This is a genomic window from Moorena sp. SIO4A5 (assembly GCF_010672005.1).
GTDB lineage: Bacteria > Cyanobacteriota > Cyanobacteriia > Cyanobacteriales > Coleofasciculaceae > Moorena.
Genome location: NZ_JAAHHZ010000036.1, coordinates 43,216 through 64,932 on the forward strand (window position 1 = coordinate 43,216; position 21,717 = coordinate 64,932).

The following is a 21,717-nucleotide window of genomic DNA, read 5'->3' on the forward strand; positions in this document are numbered from 1 at the left end:
TACGCGATCGCATCCAATTCAATCAACACTATAGGGTACCTAAATAAATTGTGAGAATTTTTGTTCCCGACTCCCGACTCCCGACTCCCGACTCCCGACTCCCGATTCCCGACTCCCGACTCCCGATTCCCGATTCCCTACTCCCGACTCCCGATTCCCGACTCCCGATTCCCGATTCCCGACTCCCGACTCCCGACTCCCTATTCCCGACCATGAGGTCTAAGCAGGCTAGCCAAATCAGGGCCACTGGGAATAATTCCACCTGGATTGAGGGGGAACAGATTGCCGTAGTAATCCCGCTTGACATCCTCCAAGCTACAAGTATCAGCAACTCCAGGAAGCTGATACAAGTCACGCAGGTAGGGGCCTAAGTTATCGTAGTCCTGAATTCTGAAACGGTTGCACTTGAACAATCCATAATAGACCACATCAAAACGGAACAGAGTGGTAAATAGACGCACATCCGCCAGGGTTACCCTATCCCCACACAGGTATCTACTGGTCTCCAGGGCTCGATCAATCTTATCCAAGGTTGTGAATAGCTGATCGCAAGCTTTCTCATAAGCTTCTTGGGTCTGGGCAAAACCGCAGCGATAGACCCCATTATTCACCGTGTGGTAGATAGTCTCATTCCACCCATCAATGGTTTCCTTTAGTTCCTCTGGATAAAGGTCTAGGGTAGGATTAGTAGCGAACTCATTGAACTGTGAGTTCAGCATTACGATAATTTCTGCACTCTCATTGTTGACAATGGTTTTGCTCTGTTTATCCCACAGCACTGGAACTGTGCAACGACCGTTGTAGCCTGTTTTTCCCAGCTCGTAAAGTTCAGGAAGGGTATCGCAACCTTCCTGCTGCTCATTAAATACCCAAATCCCCTGATTTGAGGAAGGAGACGCAATGAATACCGGTATTGCGTCTTGGAGTCCCTTGAGTGCCCTGACGACGAGAGTGCGGTGCGCCCAAGGACAACCGAGTCCTACAAAAAGACAGTAGCGTCCTGCTTCAGGTTGGTAAGGATTCTCTGCTTCTGTCCCAATAAAATTCCTAAACTCGCTCTTCGGGCGAATGTACTCTCCAGAATTATTCCGTGGAGCCAGCTTCGACATCATCATTTGCCAGAGAGTTGTCCAGACAAATTTTCCCAACCTGATGATCAGTGTTGGCGGGAGTGACTTGCCTTTTTTCTTAGTTTCAGCAGCTCCGGTCATGATGGGAATTTATTGACACTCCCCGCCGAAGTAAGAACGGGGATTCTTACTTCAACGAGCCGACTTGCTCAGCCAGGTCGGAACCAGAAAGAGTAGAGGCCGATTCTTCATAAGCGTTTTGATCATAGATCTAGGTTTCGGTGTGCCCCACCGTACCTTTACTTTTTTTTTTAGAGATAGATACTTTTTTAGATCTAAATTTTTCATAGACGTTAAAGTCGTTAGACTAAATTACGCAATATGTATCTCAGACATATTTTTTACGTTGCCTACTTATGGTTAGATAGTATCTATCTCTTTTAAAAGTCTATTGTTTATAATCTTATACTAGCACACCTAGTACAAACTGTCAAGAAAAAGTTTTAAAAAAAAGCCGTCGAACGAAGGACGGGGCTTTAAACCCAATTTTTTTGGTAAGACATCTATACGATACCAACAAATCCTGACCAGTGGCCTGATTCCCCTAATAGCGCTGAAAAAGAACCCTGACTTCAACACGGTAAGCCAGGGCTCTTTCTCAGTCAAATCTTCTGGTTTTCCCAACCAAACTAACTTCTGTTAGGATTGGTCTCCCTTAGAATTATCCTCTGGATCATCGATCTTTGGTACCCAATTAGGAGTGTCTGACCCTTCCCAACCAGCAGGACGTTTAGAGTTGTACCAAGCAATCGAGCCAATCACAACTGCTGCCACAAAACCCACAACATACACTAGGGTAAACCACAAGGGAAAACTGCCTGCTTCCATCAATACATACATAGCCAGTTTAGATTTTCTCGTATTTCGGTTATCGTACCATCCAGCATGATGGCTTCGATACCTACTTTCTAGCTGCTGGGGGAGCTAACGGACCTCCTGCTGGCTTGCGTTGAGGCTTAGGACGAGCCACCGGCTTGGGAGCAACTCTGGGTGCTGGTGCTGGTCTGCGCCTTGCTCGTGCTGGTGCATACCTGCGCTTGGCTGGTGCTGACCGTCTCGGGGCAGTGTTTCTAGGCGTATAGCGTCTGGTGGTACTTTTACGGGGATAAGACCGTTTAGTTGTAGCTTTGCGACGGTAATACCGTTTGGGTTGAGAGTTCTTCCTAGACACCCTGACCCGACTACTACGCCGCCGTGTAGAACTGGCTCTTCTGGTTGAACTAGCTCTTCTTGAACTAGTTCTTCTCCTTGACCGAGTTGTGGAAGCGGTAACGGTAGTGGGAACAAATTTTTTGTTAATAACTCGTTTGGGTTTAATCGGCTGAGCTTCAATGGTAGCTTCCCGACCTGATAACTTCCTGGGGCGCTCAGTAAAGGACTCACGGTCTAAGTCTTCGATTACCTCCAACATGAACTGACGCCAGGTGGCAGCAGCAGTTGCACTAGAACCCTTGGTAGGCTTATTATCATCATTACCTAACCAAACCCCAGCTACTAATTGGGGAATATAGCCCACAAACCAGAGGTCACGGGCATCATCCGTAGTACCGGTTTTTCCAACTGCTGGTCGTCCAATTTGAGCCGCTGTTCCGGTACCCCCGGTAACCACACCCCTGAGCATCCAGGTCACAATGGCTGCTGTTTCTGCATCAATAGCTCGCTCACCCTCGAGTTTGTGGTCATAAATCACGTTACCGTGCTGGTCAATAATGCGGCGAATCCCATGAGCATCGTGGTGAATGCCTTGGGCGGCTAAGGTGCCATAGGAACTGGTAAGTTCTAACAGGTTTACCTCAGATGCTCCTAAGGCTAGGGAGTAGGTGGAATGGAGTTTGGATTTAATCCCCATTTTCTGAGCCAGTTTGATGATCGGCTCCCAGCCCACATCCACTAGGGTTTTGACGGCTACTACATTCACCGAAGAAATCAGGGCATCCCGCACTGAGATCGAACCCCGGAATCTCTCACTGTAGTTTTTAGGTTCGTAACCATCTACTATATATCCCGCATCCATATAGCCTTTATAGGGAGACATCCCTGTTGCTACTGCTGCGGCATACACGAATGTTTTGAATGTAGAACCGGGCTGACGCTGAGCTTGGGTGACCCGATTGAGGTAATTATTGCTATCTAGGTCATTAAAATCCTTACCCCCGACCATGGCTTTGATCTGACCATTGCGGGGATCGACGGCAACTAGTGCAGCTTGTCCAAACCGTTGGTACCGACCATAGGTTTTCATGGTCTTTTGGACAGCAGTTTCAGCAGCATCTTGCCACTCTAAATTAATTGTAGTTTCAATAGTCAGCCCTTTCTGAGCCAGTACTTCTTTGGAAACGTATTTGGGCAATTCTTGTTGGATGTATTCAGTGAAATAGAATGCTTTACGCTCCAGTCGCTTCGGTTGGCTTGGCTTAATACTCAGGGGCTCGGCCATGGCTTTGTCGGCTTCAGCCTGGGAGATGTAGCCATTTTCCAACATCCGCTGCAATACTACATCACGACGCTCTTTGGCTGCTTTTTGCCTAGAGCTATTGATTTTGCCCTCAAACAATGGCGAGTAAACACTAGGAGCTGGAGGTAATCCCGCCAGTGTTGCTATTTCTCCCAAGGTCAGGTCTTTTACGGGTTTACTAAAATAGACCCAAGCCGCATCAGCAATGCCGTAAGCACCGGAACCCAAATAGACTAAGTTTAAATAGCGCTCCAGGATTTGATCTTTGGTCAAATCCTGCTCAATTTTCTGCGCCATGCGCATTTCTTTGAGTTTCCGTACGATGCTGCGTTCGTGATCAAAGTAGACAATTCTAGCGAGTTGCTGGGTAATCGTGCTACCTCCTTCTACTACTCCCCCAGCTTTCAGGTTAGCCACAGTAGCACGGAGAATACCCTGGGAATCTACCCCTTTATGCTCTTTAAAGCGTTGGTCTTCAATAGCAATGAAAGCTTCCATCAGGGTTTCGGGTATTTCCCAAATCTTGAGGGTCTCATGGGTAGCTGGCCCAATTTGCTGGATAATAGTGCTATCGGCAGCTTTGATGGTGATGGTGTCATCTCGAACATAGGTCAAGACATCCTTAGTAGAATCTGGCAGAGAGCTTTCTAGCTTTTGCCAACCCCAACCCAATGCGATCGCACTGCCACCCACCCCTAGTCCGATCCAAAACCAGGAGCGACGATAGATTGCTTTTGGTCCGATTAGCGGTTTGATAACTGTAGTAGATACACGCTTGATTCCGTTGAGAGTTTGGGCAACTACCCTCGACCGCTTCCGCCGTCTTGGCTTTGATGAGGGGGGCTTGCCATTATTAGACACAGCACTCCTATTCAAATCCGATTTCTCCGTCAGTTTCTTTGAGGGATTCGGAGGGTGGTGGCTATGTCGATCTTGGGGCTTCGGGGAAAATATTGACACATCAACTCCTTAGCAATACAAAAGCAGCCATAACTTGTTGTCTTATAACTTGTTGTCTATTTTAGGGCTATAAATCTTAAATTTAGTGAATCTGTCACTTTTTTCTTTCTGCTTGCCTAAAATCCGGATTTCTACGTACTAGGTAAGCATTCAGCTATCAGCATTCAGCTATCAGCTTTTGAATAAAACAGGTAAGCATTCGGATAATGCTGAGTTACCTCTGCTGGGATGGGATTCATAGTCTTTGGCTAATAGTTAAGTTAAGATCTTCTGCCAGTAACAGGTGATCTTCAAGTTCACTGGCTGAACCCATAGCAATTTGAAGGAAACGGGCTAGTTCGGCAACTCCGTTGCCTTAAGCATTAAGCTAACTGCTGACAGCTGACGGCACCTCAAGTAGCACCATCTGTAGCGCATATGCTTACTCATGAACCAAAGCATAATGGAAATAATAAAATAAACGTTATTTTTTGCTATTGTTCAACATGATTCGTCAACTTTAAACCCTGTGGTATTTTCCTCCGAGCGTCTTCTGTTTACACCAGCCACTCCTGACTCCAATGCCATTCCTACTATCTTTGCCTTTCCTAATCAATACAACGTCGGTATTACTAGTCTTGGCTATCAGATAGTGTGGGCATCTTTAGCCTTGCGCCCTGACCTAATGGTCAGCCGCTTATTCACCGATTACCATGAGCCATTACCGAGACAGCCAGAATTACTAGGTTATTCTATATCATGGGAATTGGATTATGTCAATATCTTAGCGGGATTGGAATTTTTGGAGATACCCCTATACTCAGCACAACGAGACTCTAGCCATCCCCTAGTGTTTGGTGGCGGTCCCGTGTTAACGGCTAATCCAGAACCCTTTGCTGACTTCTTTGATGTGATTTTGCTCGGAGATGGGGAAATCCTGCTAGATAATTTTATCGATGCTTATCAAGAGGTTCGCACTGCTGAACGTAATACTCAATTGCAGCATCTGGCTCAAGTCCCTGGAGTTTATATACCCAGTCTATATCAGGTAACCTACCATGACCTAACGAGTGCGATCGCATCCATTCAACCAGTGTCTGATCAGATTCCTGCCACGGTATCTAAACAGACCTATCGGGGCAATACCCTGTCTGCTTCCACAGTGGTCACCGAAAAAGCCGCTTGGGAAAACATCTACATGGTAGAAGTGGTGCGCAGTTGTCCAGAGATGTGTCGTTTCTGTCTGGCCAGTTACCTGACGTTACCATTTCGTACTCCTAGCGCTATCGATTCGTTGATTCCAGCTATAGAAAGGGGATTAAAGGTAACAGACCGGATTGGCTTACTGGGAGCATCCGTCACCCAGCATCCCGAGTTTGATGTTTTGTTAGATTACCTAAATCAGCCACAATACAACCATGTGCGCTTGAGTCTTGCTTCAGTGCGAACCAATACAGTTACCGAAAAGCTAGCCCAAACCCTAACTAAACGGAACACCCGTTCCATTACGATTGCAGTGGAAAGTGGCTCACAACGGTTGCGCGAGATTATTAATAAGAAACTCACCAATGACCAAATTATCCAGGCAGCAGTCAATGCTAAAGCAGGGGGATTAAAACGTCTGAAACTCTACGGGATGGTAGGAGTTCCCGGAGAGGAAATAGCAGATGTTGAAGAAACTGTAGCGATGATGGAACAGATTAAGAAAGCAGCCCCCGGTCTAGGCTTAACCCTCGGTTGCTCCACCTTTGTTCCCAAAGCTCATACACCCTTTCAGTGGTTTGGTGTCAATCCCCAAGCCCAGAAGCGCCTCAAGTTGTTGCAGAAAAAATTGCGATCGCAAGCCATAGACTTTCGACCAGAAAGCTACAACTGGTCAGTAATTCAAGCACTGATTTCCCGAGGGGATCGTCGCTTATCCCAACTCTTAGAACTAACCAGGCATTATGGGGATTCCCTAGGCAGTTTCCGCCGTGCCTTTAAACAATTGCGAGGACAGTTACCTGAACTAGACTTCTACGTCTATACCGACTGGTCAACAGAGCAAGTCTTGCCTTGGAGTCATCTGCTTGGGCCACTTCCTATGGCCACCTTGCTTAAGCACTTAGGTGCTGCGACAGCCCTGGGGGTAGGGAATGGGGAATAGGGCGTGTGGGAAGTGTGTGGTGTCAGTTATTTTATTTGATAGGATATCTATTTGATCCGAAGTTCGCTATTCCCTACTCCCTACTCCCTACTCCCTACTCCCTACTCCCTACTCCCTGTTCCCTTTACTATTTATTACTGTTACTAATTACAACCTATGCTTGAGATATTCAATGAAATACAGAATACATGGCAGGATCTAGTCCTACCTGTAGATAAAAGTAAAGATTGTTGGACAGTTAGCCAACAATTCCGTGATCATGTAAAACAATTTTTCCCGAAAAAAAAATCTACTTTATTAGAGGTGGGATGTTACAAGGGCTTGACCGCAAAGCACCTAGCTGATCACTTCACTCAATATCTGGGTTTAGATGTTAACGATAGGTACCTGAGAGTAGCAAGACTAAACAATCTTTTGAATTTTAATGTAAAATTCAAAAGATTTGATGTGTATAATTCTGATTGGAATGAGTTAACCTTTCCTGCTGATGTGGTTTTAATAGATGCACGTCACAAATACGAGTATATCAAACAAGATATTGATAACTGTTTAAAGCGATTTAAGAATGCATTGATCATTTTTGATGATTACGGAGCATGGGAAAGCGTCTTTAGGGCAGTTAATGAAGCGATCGATGAAGGTAAGTTAGAGGTAGTTAAAGAAATTGGAGTTGAGAAAGGCCAGCAACTGTGGCCAGATCAGAATAATCCATACTCTTACACACATTTTGGATCAGAAGGATTGATTTGCCGTAGTAGTAGAGCGGTTTTCAATTAGGTTAGGTTTTGAGGGAGTAGGGAGTAGGGAGTAGGGAGTAGGGAGCAGGGAACGACGACTGTTCCGAAGATTCCTGCTCCCTAAAACCTAGGATTAAATTACCTCACTCGTCCTGAGAACTGCTATATTATTCTTCAGCCAATCTTCTCCTGAATTTTTAATTTTGCAATCAAGGTTTGGCGTAAGTTGAATGCATGGAAGATGCTTAAAATATCACATTGCCACTCAGGCAAGAGCAACGTCATCCCAATCTCTTCTAAACTATTGAGCAGACAAAGGGCGATTGCGAACCACAGGGTTTTAGCATAGTCAAAACCAAATAATCCCACCGTGGCCACCAGTAGCGTTAACCCCCATATTTTCGCAGTGTAGGTATGGAAGCTAGGGAATTTTCTGAACTTGATTAGACTGATTGTGAACAAAGTAACTTGGGCAGCGATCGCTAACAATAAAGGGATTTGGAAATCTTTGATAACCTTGGGGTATACCAAGCAGGTGCTAATGGCAACGCACAAGTATAGACAGATATCTGCCCAACTATCTGCTTGACGAAGTTGGACTGTACTAACCTTTAATCGACGAGCAATGATGCCATCAAAAATGTCTGACAGTACGGCAATGATATAACCAATAATAAACCAATAGCTGATGTTACGATCCAGGGCATCTAAAAGGAGTAAGGGAGCAATTGCAAAGCGAATCCTAACTAGAAGGCTAGGAATATGTACTAGTTTGATCATCATCCTAAATTTGCTACCTCTAATTTTTACATTAAGACTCTAGGGAACCTAGTATCTATAACACGCCCTTATTGCCCACTAATTATGATTGGGCGCTGGCTTGATACTCCCTTATAAAGTATTAGCAGCACAGTTTACTCACAATAGGATCATAGACCAATTTCTCAATTGTCTGTACTAGCAAAGTGTTAACTATGGAAAAATAAGGTTTTATTTCCGTCAGCTTTAGAACTGCTGATCAACTGGCACTGTCTCCAATTACTCCAACTGTTATTTCGGTTTTACTACTAAATCAGAACCGTTGATGATTGAAGAAAAGAAATGAAAAAAGCAATGTTCTGATTAGCTACAGCTGCTGCAATTGCCGCTATTTCAGAGCATCGCGTTACTTTTGAGAGGGTAATCATGGGTACGCTTTACTGTGGAAAGGGTAATCATGGGATCACATTCCAGTTGACAGGGGAATTATGCGTTCGCGTAGCGGCTCTTTGCTGAGCATCGCGTAGCGGCTCTTTGCTGAGCATCGCATTCCAGTTGACAGGGGAATTATGCGTTCGCGTAGCGGCTCTTTGCTGAGCATCGTGTAGCAGATCCATTGGAGTTACCCCAGCCAAGCTGCGTGACCAAAGCAAAACGGATTCAACCGTGTCTAGCAAAGTGCGAGAGCTACTCGATTTTTGGCATTGCTGAGGGGCGGAATGAATATGAGTGGGGTGGGCATCCTGCCCGCGCGAAAATGAAACGGGCAAGATGCCCGTTCCACGGCAAGATGCCCGTTCCACGGCAAGATGCCCGTTCCACGGCAAGATGCCCGTTCCACAAAACTATTAAAATCATTCCATTATTAAGCAACGCCCAAAAAAAAGGTACCCTCAAGGGTACTGTGAAGCCAGAGTTAGATCTGACATTCTAGAAATGTGTTGATTGAAATGAATTGCACCAAGAGGTAAACCCCATGGCTTACAAATACCATAAACCCTGTGTGTTCCAAGTTCCGATCAAATTAGAAGTACCCATTGTTCTCGACATCGCTGTCGCTGCTAAGCGCAAGTGTTTTGACAAATATGAGGAAATGGAGCTCGAAGAGGCCGAAGGTAGCGAAACTACTGAGTCACCCGAACCCGTTGGCACTTAGTACCTTTAGGAATATTTGACAGGAATCTCTGACGGCTGGCTTTGAAGTAGCTCATAGTAATTAATCCCTGAAACCCCCCTAGGCTGATCAAGCCAGGGGTTTTTTTTACCAGTCTCCTGCTGATATAGCGCTACGCGCAAGGGCATTGGCAAGAGGCATGCATGCTAGAGTTAATCAAGTAGCGATGCAGCATGGTTTTAGCGGTTTCCACTGCAGTTGCTCATCTCCCCATCTCCCCATTCCCCTCCTGGGAGGGGAATGGGGTGGGTCCCCATCTCCCCATCTCCCCATCTCCCCATCTCCCCACACTCCCTACTCCCTATTCCCTACTCCCTATTCCCTACTCCCTACTCCCTATTCCCTATTCCCCGCCCACAAGACCAGCATAGACCAGTTTCTCAACTGTCTGTACTAGCAACAGTGTTAACTATGGAAAAATCAGGTTTTATTGGTGTCAGCTTTAGGACTACTAATAAACTGACACTGTTTCCAATCACTCCAACTGTTATTTCTATTTTACTAGTAAATAAGAAACGTCGATGATTGGAGAAAACAAATGAAAAAAGCAATCTTATTCCTAGCTACAGCTGCTGCAATTACCGTCCCGACAACTGAGGCTTTTGCTCAGCATACTTTTCCTAGTGAGCGTTCCCACTGTCTAGCCACCCTAACTGCTAACAACCCCAATTCTCGGATCACCTTACGTTCTGGAGCAGGAACTAATTATAGAAGCTTGGGTTATGGTTTAGTGGGTGATAATGTCTACGTCCTGACAGCAACTCCTCCAGAGCCAGATTACAAAATAGACAGCTTTGGCTATGGTTGGCACAGAGTAGGTTTTCCAGTAAGTGGAGCCAAAGGATGGATTCGCGACGATTTACTCAAGGTCGAATGTGCTCCCATTAATGATTAAGTAGGTCTATAGGGAAAAAAGGTACCCTCAAGGGTACTGTGAAGCCAGAGTTAGATTTGACATTATATAAATGTATTGAAATTAATTAAAGCAAGAGGTAAACCCCATGGCTTACAAATACGATAAACCCTGTGTGTTCCAAGTTCCGATCAAATTAGAAGTACCCATTGTGCTCGACCTAGCTGTAGGTGCTAAGCGTAAGTGCTTTACTAAATATGAGGAAATGGAAATCGAAGAGAACGGAGCGGTTACTGAGCCAGCTGAACCCGTTAGCACTTAATCTCTTTAGCAATCTTTAACAGGAAGATCTGGGCATAAATTAATTCCTATATCTCCTCTCTATCCAGGGTAAGCGCATCTTGTTGGGTAACCGGGGGTAGTTCTCAATAAACCCGGCCTTGTCTTGATGCAGTCGCTCATGGGGGAAACCCCCTTTGGCGGCGCTGCATCGCTATTGTGCTTATTGACAATAAATTGCCTATATATAGTGTTCATTGAATTCAATAAAAACTATATATAGGAATAAAAAAATTAGATGTGTTTACCCTGTTCTAGCTGTAGGGATTATAAAAATAAAAGTACAAGAGCTGTTGTTCGTATGTTCTACTTGGAATATTCAGTTTTTGCTCACTTAGAGACAGTTCAAGTAGCTTGCCACTTGAATGTCAACCAAGCTAGAAAAATGCGTTACTTAATTACACTCAATCTACCGCCTCCTAACAATTCTTTGGAGTTCGTGAAGCAACTAGATGGAATCAAAGACTTAGAGATTGATGAAGATTATGGTCTAATTCTCATAAGTCCGAAGCGGGATTTGTATGTCATCCGTGTATCGGGTGACATGGATTCTCAAAAACTGATAGCAATACAACCGTTAGTCAAGGGAGTTCACGGTGATATAAAAATAGCTCCCACAGAATCTCAAGAAGAAGAGGATAAATAACATGCGTGTGTTAATTCAGATGCGATTTATGCCGGAACTCCGTGCTGCAATGACTGCCGAGAGTTTCACTATGACAACAGAGGCTGTTTCTATTGATGGCTTTTCACTGGATCAAAGTTATACACCTGTTTTGGTGCCTAATCGACAAAGACGAGAAGAGGTTGGAGTCACAGAAGTGGGACGACTATTTTCCTTTGATGCTCGCCCTGAAGTTTCCACTTATCTGTTAAGAGGTGAGGTGGCAGATGAGGCACTAGAGCCTTTAATAGCGGCAGTTGAACAAGACCCTAATGCGATTGGTGTGTTTTCAGATCCACGAATTAGTGCGATCGCTATTTGTCCAACTGCTTCAGTGGGAACCCATCGAAATGTGGAGAATTTACTGCAATTTCCACAACTTCAAGCAAAAGGAATGGATGGGTCTAACGTAATGGTGGCGATCGTTGATAGCGGAGTCAATCTATCCCATCTAAACAGTAAGGGTAAAACACCTCAATTCGATGGGAGCAAAAGCTGGACTCCAGTATCTGGACTTACCCCAGGTAATATGCCTGTCGGTCATGGAACAATGTGTGCCTTTGATGTCTGCATTGCTGCGCCAAACAGCACTCTTCTCGACTATGCCCTTCTCCGATCGCAGACACCAGGTGGCTCGCTAATGGATGGGTTTTTGAGTGATGCTGTCAAAGCTTTCAGTAACTTGCTGCAAATACTCTCAACAGCCCCAGAACCTAAACCAGCTTTGGTAGTTAATAATAGTTGGGCAATGTTTCATCCCTCTTGGGACTTTCCGGTGGGCCATCCTGGCAATTACAGTGATAATCCCAATCATCCCTTTAACATCATTGTTGAAAGTTTAGAGGATGCTGGTGCTGATATTCTTTTTGCTGCTGGTAATTGTGGTGCAGAATGTCCTGATGGAAGATGCCAAGGCGTTACTAACAGACCCATTTATGGTGCGAATTCTCATCCAAGTGTCCTTAGCATTGCTGGGGTGACAGTTAATAAAGAGCGAGTTGGCTATTCTAGTCAGGGACCAGGACATCTCGACTCTCAAAAACCCGATCTTTGTGCCTATACTCATTTTGTTGGCTCAGGAGTTTATCCAGCAGATATTGGCACTTCAGCAGCTTGTCCTGTTGCGGCTGGTGTTGTAGCATCGATTCGGACGAAGTATCCGCCTTCGGTTCTCTCTCCCGCTGAACTTCGTCAACTGTTGCGCCGAACTGCCGAAGATTTGGGTGTGGCAGGTTTTGACTACGATCATGGGTTTGGGCTGATCGATGTTCCAGCCATCCTCAATGCCCTAGAGCGGATAGAAATACCGGAATTACAAATAGGAGAGGCGGTTTCAGGGCATTTAAAGCAGACTGGCGATTCTAGCTTATATCGGGTGAGGGTCGGCACCTCATTGAGCCTTGAGCTAGATGGACCCGATGGTGTAGATTTCGATCTCTATGTCAGAAAGGCATTGCAGCCAACTATCAGTGAGTTCGACTATCGTGGGTATACCAGTTTACCTGACGAGAAAATTAGTATCCGACCTTCAGAACCAGGTGAATATTTTGTTATGGTTCGTTCTTTTCGTGGAGCAGGAGATTTTTCTCTGAAAGCTAGTGTGGAATCCATCTTGAACGTGTAGGTGTTTGAGTAACAACTGTACCTGAAGGGGCGACGAAACAGGCTGAAATACTTGGTATCTAACGCTATAGCATTTTTCAATTGGGTGAGGTACAAAGTTCTAGGTTTTAGGGAGTAGGTAGATTCTTATCATCCCTTGTGTCAAGCCTGATTGAGATGCTCTTACCTTGCCTCTATATCCTCCATTCTGACCTCAGGATGGAGGAGTTTTTATTTATTCGTTAAGCGATAATAATCCCCACCAATACCGAGGCTAAGTTATGCCATCTTATTATCAGCTGCTAAAAAGGTACCCTCAAGGGTACTGTCAAGCCAGGGTTAGATTTGACATTATATAAATGTGTTGATTGAAATTAATTACAGCAAGAGGTAAAACCCATGGCTTACAAATACCATAAACCCTGTGTGTTCCAAGTTCCCATCAAATTAGAAGTACCCATTGTGCTCGATCTAGCTGTAGGTGCTAAGCGTAAGTGCTTTACTAAATATGAGGAAATGGAAATCGAAGAGAACGGAGCGGCTACTGAGCCAGCTGAACCCGTTAGCACTTAGTCTGTTTAGGAATCTTTAACAGCTGGCTTTGAAATTTTGGGCATAAATTAATTCCTATCTCTCCTCTGTTTCCTCCCTCCTGAGCTCAGGATGGAGGAGTTTTATTGTAGAGCTTAACCTATAATCACCCCTAAGTTATGGGAGACTATCATCAGTTGAAAAAAGGTACCCTCAAGGGTACTGCCAAGCCAGGGTTAGATTTGACATTATATAAATGTGTTGATTGAAATTAATTACAGCAAGAGGTAAAACCCATGGCTTACAAATACCATAAACCCTGTGTGTTCCAAGTTCCGATCAAATTAGAAGTGCCCATTGTGCTCGATCTCGCTGTAGGTGCTAAGCGTAAGTGCTTTAGTAAATATGAGGAAATGGAAATCGAAGAGAACGGAGCGGCTACTGAGCCAGCTGAACCCGTTAGCACTTAATCTCTTTAGCAATCTTTAACAGGAAGATCTGGGCATAAATTAAGTCCTATCTCTCCTCTATATCCTCCATTCTGAACTCAGGATGGAGGAGTTTTTATGGTTAACCGATAATCACAGCTAAGTTAGGCTATCTTATTATCAGTCAAAAAAAGGTACCCTCAAGGGTACTGCCAAGCCAGAGGATTATTTGACATTATATAAATGTGTTGATTGAAATTAATTACAGCAAGAGGTAAAACCCATGGCTTACAAATACCATAAACCCTGTGTGTTCCAAGTTCCCATCAAATTAGAAGTACCCATTGTGCTCGATCTCGCTGTAGGTGCTAAGCGTAAGTGCTTTACTAAATATGAGGAAATGGAAATCGAAGAGAACGGAGCGGCTACTGAGCCAGCTGAACCCGTTAGCACTTAATCTCTTTAGCAATCTTTAACAGGAAGATCTGGGCATAAATTAATTCCTATATCTCCTCTTTAGCCTCCATTCTGAGCTCAGGATGGAGGAGTTTTTATGGTTAACCGATAATCACAGCTAAGTTATGGGAGACTATCATCAGTTGAAAAAAGGTACCCTCAAGGGTACTGCCAAGCCAGAGGATTATTTGACATTATATAAATGTGTTGATTGAAATTAATTACAGCAAGAGGTAAAACCCATGGCTTACAAATACCATAAACCCTGTGTGTTCCAAGTTCCCATCAAATTAGAAGTACCCATTGTGCTCGATCTCGCTGTAGGTGCTAAGCGTAAGTGCTTTACTAAATATGAGGAAATGGAAATCGAAGAGAACGGAGCAGCTACTGAGCCAGCCGAACCCGTTAGCACTTAATCCCCTTAGGAATCTTTGACAGGAATTTTTAACGGCTGGCTTTGAATTAGTTCATAGAAATTAGTTCCTCGAATCCCCCTAGGCTTATCAAGTCAGGGGGTTTTTCTTAACCAGTCTCCTGCTGATAACCATAACATTTATATCAAGTCTGGTTGAATAGCCATAATTAAGGAGAGGGTGGGGAGGGTGGGAGGTCTGGGGAGATGGGGAGATGGGGAGATAGGGAGATTTTTATTAAGGGTAATTATCCTGACATGATATTACAAATAGAGCAGGACTCTACATAGGTAAAAGTGACCAGCTATCAAAAAGTTCATACTCATGAGGTACATAATTTTTTCCACTATCACCCCCTTTACCGCGCCCGAAATTACCACTCCAAAAACTTTTAAACCTAATCCCTGCTCCCTACTCCCTGCTCCCTACTCCCTGCTCCCTACTCCCCCAAATTTTGTATCTCACTAAACTGAAACATGCTATAATAAACGTTAACTAAAAGGTACCCTTAAGGGTACCGCAACCTGTTAGTAAATTATGAGACCATTGGGAGAGATTAAGACTACCTGCTAAACTACCTGATGGAGGGCAAATCATGCCTGACGAAAATATCCACGAATCCTCTTACAACTGTGAATTTGAGATTCCGGTCAATTTTTTAGTTCCCTTCTCATTCAAGCCCACATTTGCTCCACAAAAGTGTACTTTCCAACTTTGCAATCACCCTGGTGCTAGTGCCAGTCCGCCACCCTATGGCTTGCGTCTTGATGGACTGCTCACTGGTAATGCCAGAGATATCTATACCTTTGATTTTGAGTACGAGGGGGCAGAAGTATTCCTCGACTACACCAGCACAGGTGAGATCCACATCTACGGAAAAGCCTTCGGTGGACAAAAAGAAGGGAAGAATTACAAAAAAGGGACAACTGACTACTGGGATATCGACTTTAGCTACAAGATTGTGGGACATAAAGACAACGATGCCTATGTCACGGAGAAAGCCTATGGCAAGTACAACATTGGCATGGGTAAGGGGACAATCAAGTCTAAGAAGTTCAAGTCCTTTGATTTAGTAGACTACTTCGGTAAACATCAATACTCCTTCCGGTTTGGTGATGATACGGAGCACCGGGGCTATAAAGGTATCTCTGGCTGGGGCTGGCTGAATCATAGTGGTGCCAAAGATGGTATCTATGAGCACCTAGATTACTCTGACTGGCTATTCGTTGCTAAAATTCCTAAACTATCCATGGCTAAATGGAAGATGATCTGCTGGAGTGGCTTAGCCAGTGGAGTCTGGTGTGAGGATGAGCCTAAGAAGTCCGATGATGATTAGGGATTAATTATAGCGCCGCGCCCAGTGTGGGGAGATAGGGAGATGGGGAGATGGGGAGATGGGGAGTGTGGGAAGTGTGGGAAGTGTGGGGAGATGGGGAGATGAAGAGATGGGGAGATGGGGAGATGGGGAGATGAAGAGATGGGGAGATGGGGAGATCAGCAACTGGCTCCCCAAGACGGCGGTACCTTCCGACTCCCGACTCCCTACTCCCGACTCCCGACTCCCGACTCCCGACTCCCGACTCCCGACTCCCGACTCCCGACTCCCTACTCCCGACTCCCTACTCCCGACTCCCGACTCCCTACTCCCTACTCCCTACTCCCTAAAACCAATAATAACTAACCACTAATAAATTTCTTGATCTGTTCCAGTTTGTCTTTGTAGGGAGCATAGCGCAACTGCAAATCCAGCCAGAAGGACTTCTTCAGCACGCTTTTTTGGTGAGAAAAGGTATCAAAACCAGCTTTCCCATGATAAGCACCCATGCCACTATCACCAACCCCACCAAATGGTAGGGAAGGAACATTTAGATGCATAACTGTTTCATTCAAGCAAACACCACCAGCAGAGGTCTGTTGCAAAACCTGCTGTTGCTTTGCTTTGTCTCTGGAGAAAAAATATAGCGCTAATGGTTTTGGTCTTTGGTTAACTATCCCAATCGCTTCATCTAAATTACTGTATTCAATCACAGGTAGAATCGGACCAAAGATTTCCTCTTCCATCACTTTATCCTCTAAGGAAATATTGTCGATGACCGTGGGAGCAATATAGCGGTCTTCTGGATTAGTTTGTCCACCAATTATGATCTCACCATCCTTGAGTAAGGTACTTAAACGGTGATAATGCTTATCACTGATAATCCGAGCATAATCTGGACTTTTGGCGGGATCGTCTCCATAAAATTTATGGATACAGGCTTTGATTTGTTCGAGTAAATCAGATTTAATCTCCCGATTGACCAGCAGATAGTCTGGTGCAACGCAGGTTTGACCGGCATTGAGAAACTTACCCCAAACAATTCGTTTTGCTGTAGTCTCTATCGGCACATCTGTCTCCACAATGCAGGGACTTTTACCCCCCAACTCTAGGGTGACTGGGGTTAGGTGTTTGGCAGCAGCAGTCATGATAATCTTGCCAACTTGGGTGCTGCCGGTGAACAAGATATGGTCGAATTTTTCTGCTAACAGTTCCTGACTGGTTTCTACTCCCCCTTGCACTACAGCAATATAGCCAGGGTCAAAGTTTTTCTGGATAATCTCTGCGATCGCACCAGAGGTGTGAGGGGAGATTTCAGAGGGTTTGATCACGCAACAGTTTCCGGCTGCGATCGCACCCACTAAAGGAGCAATGGCTAGAGCAAATGGATAGTTCCAGGGACTGATAATCAGTACTACTCCCAAGGGTTCGGGATAAATTTGACCCGAGCCTGGAAAATTTGCCATTGAGACCGGGACTCTTTTGGGCTTGACCCAGGATTTAATATGCTTGAGGGTGTGATCAATTTCCTGCACCAGGATAATTTCGGTAGCATAAGATTCAAATTCCGCCTTGTGCAGGTCGGCTTTCAAGCCTTCTAAAATGGCAGCATCATTTTCTAAAATAACTTCCTTGAGGCGCTTGAGTTGGGCGATCCGGAATGCCACATCTTTGGTTTTACCGGTGCTGAAAAAATTGCGCTGCTGAGCCAAAATATCTTTGACTTGACTGGTTTGTAGTTCAAGCATCTTAAAATTTAACCCCTGAACGGAAAAAAAAAATCATTTTCTTCTGGTTCAAGGTTAGCAATTATTTGATAGGATAGTTTATTGCTAAATACTTGCAAGAGTTTAGCGTAGGGTGGGTTAGGCGGGGAGTACTTTAAAAGCTCACCTTTGAAGAGAGCTGTCCGCCGTAACCCACCAATATTAAGCAACTCATCGCTGTCTATACATTGACTGTATAAACAGCCTCTGAGTTCAGCTCCTTGAAAACATTCCTCAAAACAATCATTTGCCTGAAAACTCCCGATGCCACTAAAAATTTCAGCACTATTGAGCGGTAACAAACCATGGCATCGTCTGGGTTTGCCTGGTTGGACAGTCTCGGTAATTGCGATCGCACTCCTAATTTGCGCACCAGTCCTATTTGTGCTGGGCAGTATGTTCTCCGATTCTTCAGAAGTATGGACTCATTTAGTCTCCACTGTCTTAGGCAGTTACATTGTCAACTCCCTGTGGTTAATCCTAGGTGTAAGTAGTGGAGTCTTAATCCTTGGGGTTTCAACAGCATGGCTAGTAACCATGTGTCGCTTCTGGGGAAGCCGGGTGTTTGAATGGGCGCTACTACTGCCTCTGGCAGCACCAGCCTATTTACTTGCCTATACTTACACCAATATGCTGGACTTTTTTGGACCCGTACAGACCTGGCTGCGGCAGCTGTTTGGCTGGACTAGCGTGCAGGATTATTGGTTTCCCAATGTCCGGTCTCTGTGGGGTGCGATCGCCATGTTGTCTTTGGTGCTCTATCCCTACGTTTACCTAATCACCAGGGTAGCTTTCCTAGAGCAATCCGTCCGTACCCTAGAAGCTGCTCGTTCCCTCGGATGCACCCCTTGGCGTGGCTTCTTCACCGTGGCTCTACCCCTAGCTAGACCAGCGATCATGGCAGGTTTGGCCTTAGCACTGATGGAAACCCTCAGCGACTTTGGGACAGTAGAGTATTTCGGTGTCAGTACCTTCACGACAGGGATATATCGTACCTGGTTAGGAATGGGTGAGAGGTCAGCTGCTGCTCAACTAGCCGCCTGTTTGCTACTATTCATAATTGTTTTAATTCTACTAGAACGCTGGTCTCGTAAGCAATCTCGCTATTATGAGACTGGCAGTAGTTACCAACGAATCAAGCCATTTTCACTAACTGGGGGCCGAGGCATACTGGCGCTGTTAGCCTGTTTCCTTCCCATTGCTCTTGGATTTTTAGCACCCGCAGCATTTTTGCTGCACATGACCATTAAAAATGCCGAGGAAACCTTAGATGATAATTTTTGGCAGCTAGCTACAAATAGTTTACTATTAGCCATTACAACAGCTGCGATTGCCATGGTCTTAGCATTAGTCATGGCTTATGGGCAACGTCTAGTGCCCAAACTAGGGATGCGCTTAGCAGTACGCACTGCTGCCATGGGTTATGCTATCCCTGGTTCAGTGATTGCAGTTGGTGTCTTAATGCCCTTAGGTCAGTTGGATAATACCATTGACAGCTGGATGCGGGCAACCTTTGGCCTATCCACCGGTTTACTTTTCAGTGGCACCATCATTGCTTTAGTATACGCCTATCTTGTGCGCTTCCTAGCAATTTCATTCAATACCGTTGAATCCAGCCTAGGTAAGATTAAGCCTAGTTTAGATGATGCCTCTCGCAGTCTCGGTTATGGTCCTACGCTTACCCTAATTAAAGTTCACGCCCCATTAATGTGGGGAGGATTGTTGACAGCAGCGATGTTGGTGTTTGTGGATGTGATGAAAGAGTTACCAGCAACTCTGATCATGCGACCTTTTAATTTTGATACCCTGGCAGTAAGAGTTTACCAGTATGCCTCCGATGAACGATTAATACAGGCATCAGCACCAGCCTTAGCGATTGTTTTAGTAGGGATTATTCCAGTAATTTTATTGAGTTTAAAGATTGCTAAATCTCAGGGATAATAATGCAGAATGAAGAATTAAGAATGAAGAATGGAGAAGGCAGAATGAAGAATGGAGAATGGAGAAGGCAGAATGAAGAATGGAGAATGGAGAAGGCAGAATGAAGAATGGAGAATGAAGAAGGCAGAATTCTAAATTATAAATTATAAATTATAAATTATAAATTATAAATTATAAATTATAAATTATAAATTCTTAATTCTTAATTCTTCATGGTGTTGGATTCAAAAAAAAGGTAATAGGGAACAGAGAAAAGAGGAGTTTTTGCTTTCTGCGCGCTACTCCCCACTCCCTACTCCCTACTCCCTAATACGACAGTACTTCACCTAATTTACAACTGTTATACCCAACCAGCAATATCCATCAGTTGAACTGCTGTAGCACTATTAGGTCCATATTGGGAAACACTGGTTGGATCTTCCTTGAAGGGAAAACCAAAGCCCGCAAGTACCGGATCAATCGGTGTTCCAGGAACCACTGGATATTCGCTATTAGCTTGAGCAAAGAAGGTCTGAGCCGTAGGGCTGGTTAGATATTCTAAGAATTTGATAGCATTTCCTGGATTAGGAGCTGTTTTCACCAAGCCGCCACCACTGATATTAATGTGGGCACCCCGGTTTTGCTGATTTGGGAAAAATACACCAACTTTCTTGAATATCCCCTGCTTGGCAGGGTCATCGGATTTAATATAGCGAGGTAGATAATAAGTATTTGCGATCGCAATATCCGCAATCCCAGCAGCAACCGCTTCAATTTGGGCTCGATCATTACCCTGAGGCTTGCGAGCAAAGTTACCCACAAAGCTCTCGACCCATGATTTTACTGCTGGTACACCCAGGCTGGCAATCAGTGACGCAACCAGAGATTGATTATAGACGTTGCTTGATGAGCGGATAGCAATGCGACCTTGCCATTTGGGATCAGCCAGATTTTCGTAAGTTGACAGATCCGCAGGGTTGACTCTGTTTTTATTATACATAATCACCCGCGCTCGCTTAGTGAACCCAAACCAGTGATTTTGAGGGTGTCGCAGGTTAGCGGGAATCTTGGCGTTGAGTTCCGATGAATTAACCGGGGCAAAAATACCAGCCTGGTCAGCTTTCCACAGACGACCAGCGTCAACAGTGATTAAGACATCAGCTGGGCTATTCGCCCCCTCACTTTTAATCCGTTCTATTAATGGATTTGCTTTCCCCTCAATCAGATTCACTTCAATACCAGTGATGCGGGTGAAGTTGTCGTACAAGTCATCATCGGTCTTGTAGTGACGAGAGGAGTAGACATTGACTACCTCATTCTGGGCGGCTGCTCTACGAGGTTTACCCAGTTCACCCAAGGTGTAAGCCGCCATGGCTGTACCACCTGCTAGTAAGATATTTCTTCTATTGATGTTCATCAGCAACTACTACTTTCTCTCCTTAGGATTGTCGCTAAACTTATGCAGTAGGTATGGTAATCCAGCACCTGAGTTACCATACCTACTGCTATCGAAATAAATTATCGATTAGTTTGGGAATTTTGTAAACTACCTTAGACGGTCGAATGCCAGATAAATCCTTTCAATTACCTGATTTGACTATATACTTGACCCTATAGTAGATGATTAGGTCAGTGTGTAGAAGAGGAACTTTACTCATTATAATAGAATATTTTTAATGGCTTATCAGAAATTTATCCAAAAATTTTTCAGAGGAATAGAGCTGAAAGTTATAGCGCTGCACCCAGGAGGGAACTTCCGCCCTTAGGAAACAGGGACTGAAAAACCTTTTCAGATAAAGGGTTTAGCAATTCTTCGTGCCTGAAATTTGGCAACACCCTTACCAGCATTACTACAATTGATAAGATTTAGCGGCTACTGACTACTGAGCGAGTCGGGAGTCGGGAATCGGGAGTCGGGAGTCGGGAGTCGGGAGTCGGGAGTCGGGAGTCGGGAGTCGGGAGTCGGGAGTCGGGAGTCGGGAGTCGGGAGTCGGGAGTCGGGAGTCGGGACTCGGGAGTCGGGAGTCGGGGGTCGGGAATCGGGAATCGGGGGTCAATATGGGGAGGGCGTAGTGCGGAAGTACATGAGC

General features: G+C 44.9%; 27 protein-coding genes and 1 pseudogene. 19 read left to right on the top strand and 9 right to left on the bottom strand.

The annotated features are described in order from the left end of the window. Window positions 1-60: 60 nt before the first annotated feature. On the top strand, window positions 61-216 hold the full coding sequence (locus F6K57_RS13345; RefSeq protein ID WP_293038780.1) for a hypothetical protein: 156 nt from the start codon (window positions 61-63) through the stop codon (window positions 214-216). On the opposite strand, the gene F6K57_RS13350 is transcribed toward F6K57_RS13345, so the two are convergent. From F6K57_RS13350 to F6K57_RS41980, 4 genes and pseudogenes are all read right to left on the bottom strand, one after another. Beyond that, window positions 201-1,211, bottom strand: a complete 1,011-nt coding sequence (locus tag F6K57_RS13350; protein WP_293068265.1) for a glutathione S-transferase family protein — start codon at window positions 1,209-1,211, stop codon at window positions 201-203. The genes F6K57_RS13345 and F6K57_RS13350 overlap by 16 nt on opposite strands. A gap of 558 nt (window positions 1,212-1,769) precedes the next feature. Next, window positions 1,770-1,970, bottom strand: coding sequence for a hypothetical protein (locus F6K57_RS13355; RefSeq protein WP_293019959.1), 201 nt, complete (start codon window positions 1,968-1,970; stop codon window positions 1,770-1,772). Window positions 1,971-2,031: 61 nt separating this feature from the next. Further along, complete coding sequence (locus F6K57_RS13360) at window positions 2,032-4,461, bottom strand: penicillin-binding protein 1A (RefSeq protein ID WP_293068267.1); 2,430 nt, start codon at window positions 4,459-4,461, stop codon at window positions 2,032-2,034. 319 nt (window positions 4,462-4,780) lie between these two features. Next, window positions 4,781-4,879: pseudogene (locus F6K57_RS41980) on the bottom strand (four helix bundle protein); the annotation flags it as partial. Window positions 4,880-5,053: 174 nt separating this feature from the next. On the opposite strand from F6K57_RS41980, the gene F6K57_RS13365 reads away from it, so the two are divergent. The 3 genes from F6K57_RS13365 to F6K57_RS13375 are packed head-to-tail and all read left to right on the top strand — an operon-like array spanning window position 5,054 to window position 7,447. Next, on the top strand, window positions 5,054-6,670 hold the full coding sequence (locus F6K57_RS13365) for a radical SAM protein (protein ID WP_293068269.1): 1,617 nt from the start codon (window positions 5,054-5,056) through the stop codon (window positions 6,668-6,670). Window positions 6,671-6,675: 5 nt separating this feature from the next. Next, on the top strand, window positions 6,676-6,834 hold the full coding sequence (locus F6K57_RS13370; RefSeq protein ID WP_293068271.1) for a hypothetical protein: 159 nt from the start codon (window positions 6,676-6,678) through the stop codon (window positions 6,832-6,834). Next, on the top strand, window positions 6,827-7,447 hold the full coding sequence (locus tag F6K57_RS13375; RefSeq protein ID WP_293068273.1) for a class I SAM-dependent methyltransferase: 621 nt from the start codon (window positions 6,827-6,829) through the stop codon (window positions 7,445-7,447). Before F6K57_RS13370 ends, F6K57_RS13375 begins: the two co-directional genes overlap by 8 nt. Before the next feature lie 134 nt (window positions 7,448-7,581). On the opposite strand, the gene F6K57_RS13380 is transcribed toward F6K57_RS13375, so the two are convergent. Further along, window positions 7,582-8,190: a CDP-alcohol phosphatidyltransferase family protein gene (locus tag F6K57_RS13380; protein WP_293019955.1), complete on the bottom strand. Its 609-nt coding sequence runs from the start codon at window positions 8,188-8,190 to the stop codon at window positions 7,582-7,584. Window positions 8,191-8,621: 431 nt separating this feature from the next. Then, window positions 8,622-8,783, bottom strand: coding sequence for a hypothetical protein (locus F6K57_RS13385; protein WP_293046509.1), 162 nt, complete (start codon window positions 8,781-8,783; stop codon window positions 8,622-8,624). A gap of 23 nt (window positions 8,784-8,806) precedes the next feature. Here F6K57_RS13385 and F6K57_RS13390 point away from each other — a divergent pair, with 23 nt between their 5' ends. The 14 genes from F6K57_RS13390 to F6K57_RS13455 all read left to right on the top strand — a co-directional run bounded on the left by F6K57_RS13390 (window position 8,807) and on the right by F6K57_RS13455 (window position 16,314). Continuing rightward, complete coding sequence (locus tag F6K57_RS13390) at window positions 8,807-9,100, top strand: hypothetical protein (protein WP_293046512.1); 294 nt, start codon at window positions 8,807-8,809, stop codon at window positions 9,098-9,100. A gap of 42 nt (window positions 9,101-9,142) precedes the next feature. Next, window positions 9,143-9,322, top strand: coding sequence for a hypothetical protein (locus tag F6K57_RS13395; protein WP_293019951.1), 180 nt, complete (start codon window positions 9,143-9,145; stop codon window positions 9,320-9,322). A gap of 258 nt (window positions 9,323-9,580) precedes the next feature. Further along, window positions 9,581-9,865 (top strand): hypothetical protein, encoded by a 285-nt coding sequence (locus F6K57_RS13400; RefSeq protein WP_293068276.1) that lies wholly within the window; start codon window positions 9,581-9,583, stop codon window positions 9,863-9,865. Window positions 9,866-9,878: 13 nt separating this feature from the next. Then, a complete protein-coding gene (locus F6K57_RS13405; RefSeq protein ID WP_293019947.1) occupies window positions 9,879-10,235 on the top strand; it encodes an SH3 domain-containing protein in 357 nt (118 codons plus the stop codon). Between the two features lie 106 nt (window positions 10,236-10,341). Then, entirely contained in the window at window positions 10,342-10,515 is a 174-nt protein-coding gene (locus F6K57_RS13410) for a hypothetical protein (RefSeq protein WP_293046518.1), read from the top strand. Between the two features lie 318 nt (window positions 10,516-10,833). Continuing rightward, a complete protein-coding gene (locus F6K57_RS13415; RefSeq protein ID WP_293046521.1) occupies window positions 10,834-11,178 on the top strand; it encodes a hypothetical protein in 345 nt (114 codons plus the stop codon). 1 nt (window position 11,179) lies between these two features. Further along, window positions 11,180-12,820 (top strand): S8 family serine peptidase, encoded by a 1,641-nt coding sequence (locus F6K57_RS13420; protein ID WP_293068279.1) that lies wholly within the window; start codon window positions 11,180-11,182, stop codon window positions 12,818-12,820. Between the two features lie 377 nt (window positions 12,821-13,197). After that, complete coding sequence (locus F6K57_RS13425) at window positions 13,198-13,371, top strand: hypothetical protein (RefSeq protein ID WP_293046527.1); 174 nt, start codon at window positions 13,198-13,200, stop codon at window positions 13,369-13,371. Between the two features lie 254 nt (window positions 13,372-13,625). After that, window positions 13,626-13,799, top strand: a complete 174-nt coding sequence (locus F6K57_RS13430) for a hypothetical protein (RefSeq protein WP_293046529.1) — start codon at window positions 13,626-13,628, stop codon at window positions 13,797-13,799. A 241-nt stretch (window positions 13,800-14,040) separates the two neighbouring features. Further along, window positions 14,041-14,214 carry a hypothetical protein gene (locus F6K57_RS13435; RefSeq protein ID WP_293046527.1) on the top strand — a complete coding sequence of 58 codons (174 nt, stop codon included), beginning with the start codon at window positions 14,041-14,043 and terminating at the stop codon, window positions 14,212-14,214. A gap of 241 nt (window positions 14,215-14,455) precedes the next feature. Further along, window positions 14,456-14,629 (top strand): hypothetical protein, encoded by a 174-nt coding sequence (locus F6K57_RS13440; RefSeq protein ID WP_293046527.1) that lies wholly within the window; start codon window positions 14,456-14,458, stop codon window positions 14,627-14,629. A 321-nt stretch (window positions 14,630-14,950) separates the two neighbouring features. Further along, a complete protein-coding gene (locus F6K57_RS13445) occupies window positions 14,951-15,094 on the top strand; it encodes a hypothetical protein (protein WP_293068281.1) in 144 nt (47 codons plus the stop codon). Between the two features lie 127 nt (window positions 15,095-15,221). After that, the gene (locus F6K57_RS13450; protein WP_293019934.1) at window positions 15,222-15,962 is read left to right on the top strand and encodes a hypothetical protein; all 741 of its coding nucleotides are present in this window, start codon (window positions 15,222-15,224) and stop codon (window positions 15,960-15,962) included. A gap of 58 nt (window positions 15,963-16,020) precedes the next feature. Further along, window positions 16,021-16,314 (top strand): hypothetical protein, encoded by a 294-nt coding sequence (locus F6K57_RS13455; RefSeq protein WP_293068283.1) that lies wholly within the window; start codon window positions 16,021-16,023, stop codon window positions 16,312-16,314. On the opposite strand, the gene F6K57_RS13460 is transcribed toward F6K57_RS13455, so the two are convergent. Then, complete coding sequence (locus tag F6K57_RS13460) at window positions 16,304-17,689, bottom strand: aldehyde dehydrogenase (RefSeq protein ID WP_293068285.1); 1,386 nt, start codon at window positions 17,687-17,689, stop codon at window positions 16,304-16,306. The two genes, F6K57_RS13455 and F6K57_RS13460, sit on opposite strands and share 11 nt — an antisense overlap. A 282-nt stretch (window positions 17,690-17,971) precedes the next feature. Here F6K57_RS13460 and F6K57_RS13465 point away from each other — a divergent pair, with 282 nt between their 5' ends. After that, window positions 17,972-19,648, top strand: coding sequence for an iron ABC transporter permease (locus F6K57_RS13465; RefSeq protein ID WP_293019928.1), 1,677 nt, complete (start codon window positions 17,972-17,974; stop codon window positions 19,646-19,648). A gap of 340 nt (window positions 19,649-19,988) precedes the next feature. Here the strand turns inward: F6K57_RS13465 and F6K57_RS13470 are convergent, their stop codons facing one another. Both F6K57_RS13470 and F6K57_RS13475 read right to left on the bottom strand, forming a co-directional pair. After that, window positions 19,989-21,044, bottom strand: a complete 1,056-nt coding sequence (locus F6K57_RS13470; RefSeq protein ID WP_293046137.1) for a Fe(3+) ABC transporter substrate-binding protein — start codon at window positions 21,042-21,044, stop codon at window positions 19,989-19,991. A gap of 449 nt (window positions 21,045-21,493) precedes the next feature. Then, window positions 21,494-21,717: hypothetical protein (locus tag F6K57_RS13475; protein WP_293068288.1), on the bottom strand; the 224-nt coding region annotated here is incomplete at its 5' end.